Source organism: Mastigocoleus sp. MO_188.B34 (assembly GCF_030065675.1).
GTDB lineage: Bacteria > Cyanobacteriota > Cyanobacteriia > Cyanobacteriales > Nostocaceae > Mastigocoleus.
In genome coordinates this window covers 22,758-28,819 of the sequence record NZ_JASJDK010000077.1, presented here as the reverse complement: position 1 = coordinate 28,819, position 6,062 = coordinate 22,758, and the positions used below count along the sequence as shown (strand labels likewise).

General features: G+C 36.9%; 6 protein-coding genes. 3 read left to right on the top strand and 3 right to left on the bottom strand.

Annotated elements, in window-relative coordinates:
• The first annotated feature begins 238 nt into the window (after positions 1–238).
• Positions 239–1,039 carry a methyltransferase domain-containing protein gene (locus tag QNJ50_RS18070; RefSeq protein ID WP_300637721.1) on the top strand — a complete coding sequence of 267 codons (801 nt, stop codon included), beginning with the start codon at positions 239–241 and terminating at the stop codon, positions 1,037–1,039.
• Here QNJ50_RS18070 and QNJ50_RS18065 read toward each other — a convergent pair.
• Positions 1,036–1,314, bottom strand: coding sequence for a hypothetical protein (locus tag QNJ50_RS18065; RefSeq protein ID WP_300637719.1), 279 nt, complete (start codon positions 1,312–1,314; stop codon positions 1,036–1,038). The genes QNJ50_RS18070 and QNJ50_RS18065 overlap by 4 nt on opposite strands.
• Before the next feature lie 391 nt (positions 1,315–1,705).
• Here QNJ50_RS18065 and QNJ50_RS18060 point away from each other — a divergent pair, with 391 nt between their 5' ends.
• Positions 1,706–2,383 (top strand): PEP-CTERM sorting domain-containing protein, encoded by a 678-nt coding sequence (locus QNJ50_RS18060; protein ID WP_300637717.1) that lies wholly within the window; start codon positions 1,706–1,708, stop codon positions 2,381–2,383.
• 181 nt (positions 2,384–2,564) lie between these two features.
• On the opposite strand, the gene QNJ50_RS18055 is transcribed toward QNJ50_RS18060, so the two are convergent.
• Positions 2,565–3,776, bottom strand: coding sequence for a 4-hydroxy-3-methylbut-2-enyl diphosphate reductase (locus tag QNJ50_RS18055; protein ID WP_300637727.1), 1,212 nt, complete (start codon positions 3,774–3,776; stop codon positions 2,565–2,567).
• A gap of 392 nt (positions 3,777–4,168) precedes the next feature.
• A complete protein-coding gene (locus QNJ50_RS18050) occupies positions 4,169–5,008 on the bottom strand; it encodes an SGNH/GDSL hydrolase family protein (RefSeq protein ID WP_300637715.1) in 840 nt (279 codons plus the stop codon).
• A gap of 531 nt (positions 5,009–5,539) precedes the next feature.
• Here QNJ50_RS18050 and QNJ50_RS18045 point away from each other — a divergent pair.
• Positions 5,540–5,827: an RNA-binding protein gene (locus QNJ50_RS18045; RefSeq protein ID WP_300637713.1), complete on the top strand. Its 288-nt coding sequence runs from the start codon at positions 5,540–5,542 to the stop codon at positions 5,825–5,827.
• Positions 5,828–6,062 lie beyond the last annotated feature (235 nt).

Here is a 6,062-nt window from a genome sequence, read left to right as displayed (position 1 = left end):
AAGTTAGTTGGGCTTGCTGACGAACAAGGTGTGAGCGTTGCTGCTAGTGGCAGTTCTGCATAAGTATTTGATGCACCTATTCAATTTTTCATTCGTTCCCAAGTTTTACCTTGGGAACATAATATACTAAGTTATGTCCCAATTACGGTAATAAATTTTTCCTGGATCTTTCAGTCTGGATTTTTCTCAGTCTGAATCTTTCATAGTAAATATCCAACAGATATCACAATTAATTGCGATGATTCCCAATTATAAGTATCATTTTTTAAGCGCGATCGCCTTTTGTTTAACTTCCTTGGGAAGGCTCGCGATTTTGTTGATATTTTTGTCGGGTTTATTACTCTATCCTGTCACTGAAGCTAGGGCAGATTCTGGACTATTTGATTCTGGATTATTTAGTATATACGAACAACGTCTGGCTCATAACCCCAATGGTATTGGTAAGTTTTACATGGGTCGGGAAATTGCTAAAGTTATTGGATATTCTGAAGCGCTGTGGTTAGAAAGACCTTCCCGCGAACCAGAAGAAAAACCCAGTAAAATCATCAAAGCCCTCAACTTGAATCCTGATAGTGTAGTTGCAGATATTGGTGCTGGTACTGGTTATTTAAGTTTTCGTATCGCACCTTTACTCACGACAGGTAAGGTCGTAGCGGTTGATATTCAGCCAGAAATGATTGATATTATTGAGTTTCTGAAACAGGAGAACAACGTTAACAATGTTGAAACTGTTTTAGCAACTCCTATGGACAGCAAATTACCGCCTGAAAGTATAGACTTGGCGTTAATGGTGGACGCATATCACGAGTTTGAGTATCCCCGTGAGGTAATGACAAGTATTAATAAGGCTCTCAAACCTGGTGGTAAGGTCATTTTGGTCGAATATCGGGGTGAGAATCCTTTAATTATGATTAAAGGGTTACACAAAATGACTCAAAAGCAAGTAAAGAAAGAAATGCAAGCCGTGGGTTTAATTTGGTGCAAAACAGATAATTTTTTACCACAGCAGCATTTTATGGTTTTTCAAAAACTAGCTTAAGTGGATGGTGGAATTAAAGTTGCTGTTTTATTTGTAGAATCCCAAACTATCCAACTGACTTGACTATCTAAATCTTCAGCGTCATTGCTAACTTTAAAATAAATTTTTGTTCCATCTTTATTTTCAACAGCAAAATCAGCATTTTGCGCATATACAACTTTAAATCCCCGATCTCGCAAGCAATACATCGCCCAAGCTTTCAAAGATTGTCGAGATGGTTCGTGGGGAATTGGTGGTTTTTTTATTGCTTCTTCTATAACGTCAAATATTTTCATGTTTTGTCATCTGTCACTTGTGATGATAATTAGCTGCTAGGGTATGCTTGCAGCGTATAACCACGTATTATTCTAGGCGATTGATATATATTTCCGTAATTGAGCATCAAATAAATTTCCGAAATACGGTGATGTTATAAATGGTTTTTGCATACTTTACCTTGGAAATAAGTTTTATTACTGAATAAGTTCAAATCATGGAGTACTTAAAGTTACTTGAAGAAGTGAATTTATCCCTTAAGTATTCTTCTGAAATGCTATAAATACGATGTTTTGTAAGATGCTGTAAAAGTATCAGATTATCTCTTGCAATTGCTATTAATGGTGAATTATCACTGAAATATAGAAAACAGTTTTCAAAACAATACTGAATTGAGAAGGGGATAAGAGAATGAAACTATTTAATAAATTAGCAATTGCTGCTGTTGGTTTAGTTTTAGGTTTTAGCGCAATTCCAGGACAAGCTCGCGCTGCATCCTTTGAAATGGTTACTAACGGTGAGTTTGAAGAAGCACAAGGAACAAGTAATTGGTTTATTGCACCTAACCTTAATGGCTGGGAAACTAGTGAAAAAGCAGGATTTGAGTTATGGAATCAAGGGAAAATAGGTTCTCCTGCTATAGGTAGTGATGGTTTGGGAACTGGTAAACATCTTGAGACAAACTTACATCGAAATGCAACTATTACTCAAAGTTTTACACTCGGAAATAACATTGATACAAATGCGTTATTTTCATTCGATGCATGGAGTCGTGCAGCTGGAACAGGAACAGTTTCAGTACTTGGTTCGATGTCAGGTAATCTTTTGAATACAACAATTTCAGCAAATGGTAGTTCTTGGACTGAAAATCTATTTAAACTAAGTGTTATGGCGGGTGAGAAAATTACGATTGGATTTCAAGGGAATCAAAATAGTAGTGTAGCTTCACCACATATCGATCAGGTTTCGTTTTTAGTGAATGAGATACCTGAATCTGTGCCAGAACCCGCTTCAATACTTGGTCTATTAGCTGTTGGTGCTTTTGGTAGCGTTTCTAGCCTCAAGCATAAACGTAAGCAAGAAGCATAAAATACTTAAACACTTAACTTTATTTTCAATCATTGCTTAACAGAATCGAAAATTTTCAAACCTTGATAATCTTGTTTCTTGACTATCTAATTCCATTTATCTGAATCAGATCATTCCCACACTAATGAGTTTGAAAGCATAATAAATAAAAAGCAGTTGTCTATGGCAACTGCAATTTTTTTTAAACTAATGTAGTAGCATTCTTTAATTCAAGAATTTTCACAACTACATCTTCTACAACTTTATCGGGAGTAGATGCGCCAGAACTAACTCCAACAACAATTTTCCCATCTGGTAGCCAATTTTCCTTAATCGCATGTTCACCGTTCAACTGACGATATTCAATCCTATTTTCTGGAAGAATTCTCTCAACGGTGTCGATATGATAGGAAGGAATTCTGTTGTCTAACCCAATTCCTTGGAGGTGGGAAGTATTGGAAGAGTTAAAACCACCAACCACTACCATTAAATCAAGTTTTTCTTTAACTAACTCTAACATGGCATCTTGGCGTTCTTGGGTTGCATCACAGATGGTATTAAAGCTTTGAAAATGTTGATTTAATTCAATTGGACCATACTTTTTCATCATGGTACGCTCGAAAAGTTTACCAATTTGTTCGGTTTCGCTTTTGAGCATGGTAGTTTGGTTTGCAATTCCAATCTGTTCTAAATCGCGATCTGGGTCAAATCCATCAGAATAAGCTTGACCAAATTTAGCTAGAAATTCTTCGCGGTTTCCACCATTTAAAATGTAGTTGCTGACATATTCAGCTTCTTCCAAGTTTAAAACAACTAAATACTTACCAGCAAAAGAACTAGTAGCTAGGGTTTCTTCGTGCTTGTACTTACCATGAATAATGGAAGTATATTCACCTTTTTTATGCTTTTCAACCGTATTCCAAACTTTAGAAACCCAAGGACAAGTAGTATCTACAATTTTACAGCCTTTATCATTCAGTAATTTCATTTCCTGAACGCTAGCACCAAAGGCGGGTAAAATTACTACATCTCCAGATTCTACGACAGAAAAGTCTTTTTTTTCTATTCCTTCTGCTGGAATAAATTCAATTTGCATATCCCGCAGATATTGATTTACTGAAGGATTATGAATAATCTCATTGGTAATCCAGACACGTTCTGTAGGAAAATGCTTGCGAGCTTCATAAGCGATCGCTACAGCACGTTCTACACCCCAGCAAAAACCAAAAGCTTCTGCTAGTCGAATAGTAACGTCACCCTGTTCTAGGGTATTATTGTTATCCCGGATCTGTTGAATGAAATTACTTTTATATTCGGAGTCAAATTGAGTGGACACTTCTGCTTGATGACCAAATCCCCGACGATAGTAATTTTCGGAGTGGTGGAGTGACCGTTTAAAAGCTTTAGTATCCATTATTTCTTTCATCTGGAGTTGCTTGCTATTTATTTATTTTCACCTGAGCAGTCCACAGTGGGGTTGGTAAGATTTAAATTTATCTGTTTTTGGAGTCAGAAATTTTAGAGACGTCACATGTCACGTCTGTACAGTAGTTAGGAATAAGGAGTCAGAATTTTAGGGATTGGTAAACATAAAAATGTAATCCCAACCTTTATTTTATTGAAGCTCAGAAAGCTTTGTGCTTGAGTCACATTTACGACTTATACAATTAATTCGACTAAGACCCGTATCTCTTGGTAATAAGCTTCTCATCATTCAGTTTGTTCTCCTGGTTTATTTTTCCTGGATTTTACTTCCGGATTCCTGAATCCTGGATTCTGGCTCCTGTTTCCTGGCTGCTACCTCCTTCATTCTTTTTTCCGATTCCCCAATTCCATTTGAGTATACAATTGCAAGGCTGTACGCCACACAATGTAACCTTGAGAATTTAAATGCAAACCATCAGTACTAAGCTCTAGACGCAGATTTCCCTGGGAATCTGCGAAAAGGGGATATAAATTCAGAAATTTTACACCTCGCTTTTTGGCAATTGCAAGTAATTTTTTATTTAATTTACGAATGCGACTATTAGGAGTTTGTAAAAGTTTGTCTTTCCCTTCCCAAGTTGCTTGTCGCGACCCGTGGGGTAAGATCGACTGTACTATTATTTCGGTTTTGGGATGGGTGTTTTGCAGGTAATCGACAATTTTTTCTTGGTTTTCTAAAATTTCGCGATCACTAACTCCTGCAATCAAATCGTTAATACCTATCATCACAAAAATTGCTTTTGGCTGGGTTTTGTCAAATAAATTTAATCTTTTGAGTAAACCCTGGCTTTTTTCCCCAGAAATTCCCTGATTTAACCAATGTTTTTCTTCTGGTAATAATTCTGGGGGAAACCATAAAGATAAGGAGTCACCAGCAAGAATCGACAAATTGGAAGGTTTTTTTTCTGCAGCAACACGTGCTTCTTGTTTGAGGATATCTACCCACTGCTGATAATTAAGTTTGTGACGCTTACCCATGGAAGCCAAGGTGTTTATGGCTTGATTTTTTGATGGAGTTCGATCAGAAACAGCGGTCATTGTCCCCAAAAAACGATTATTTCCTTGCTGTTTCCCAACCACCAGGACTAGTGCAAATAGCAGTAGACAGTTTGTGAATAACGAAATAAATGCCCAAACAGGCTGTTTTATAGTAATAGACACGATCGGCAAATTGAGCTAATCATAGGATTCGATTTTAATCTCTGATTTCAAAATTCCCACTATTTGCCTTCAAGTCGGGAATAATGATGTTAATATAATTAAGTTATTCCTGATATTTTATTTTTTGCAGGACTTACCCATGAACAACGTAAATACGGTCATTGGGAGGATAGGTTAGCATAAAGCCTAAATGGCAGAGCCTGCGGCGACGGCAAAGCCTCCAGTTCCCCTTACGCCGTAAGGAGCTGTTCAGTGTTTCCGTAAGGAAATAGCAATCTCAAAACATTGAAAATAAATCCCTTCGGTACTCGCTATGCTAAGGTAATGAGTGCGTAAGATCTATTTTGGTTATCTTTTAGGTTTTTTTGACACTCCCATGCCTTATGTTATAATTGAAGTTGAGAATCAGAAGATTAGCGATTAAGTTGGTATTCAGTATCAAAGGTTTTCCCGTAAAGTATTGAGATATTTCTTTTCGAATAATCTTGTCTCTCTAAATACACAACATCTCATTGAGAAGACAATAAAAGTATGTCAATTTATGTAGGTAACTTATCTTACGAAGTTAATCAAGAAGACTTAAATGAAGTCTTTACGGAGTATGGAACTGTTAAACGGGTTCATATTCCTACCGACCGCGAAACAGGTCGCGTCCGAGGATTTGCTTTTGTAGAAATGGTATCCGAAGAGGATGAAGATAAAGCTATTCAAGCTTTAGATGGAGCAGAATGGATGGAGCGGAATATAAAGGTCAACAAAGCTACACCCCGTGAAGACCGAAGTTCATTTGGTGGTGGTCGTCGAAACAACCGCTTCTAAGCTTCTTTCCTTAAATTAAAAAAAACGCTTCTAGGAATCAAGTAGATTAGTTCTACATCAATTTTCTGGAAGCGTCTTGTTATATATAATCCCGAATGAGATCTATATATGCAGAGAAAAAATGGAAGTGATATCATGTCCGCTTAATTACTTATGAAAAATATGTTTGTTTGTAGTAGCACTTTAGCGCCATAGTAAAGATATTGGTCCTCAAGCGCTACTACGAACCTTATCG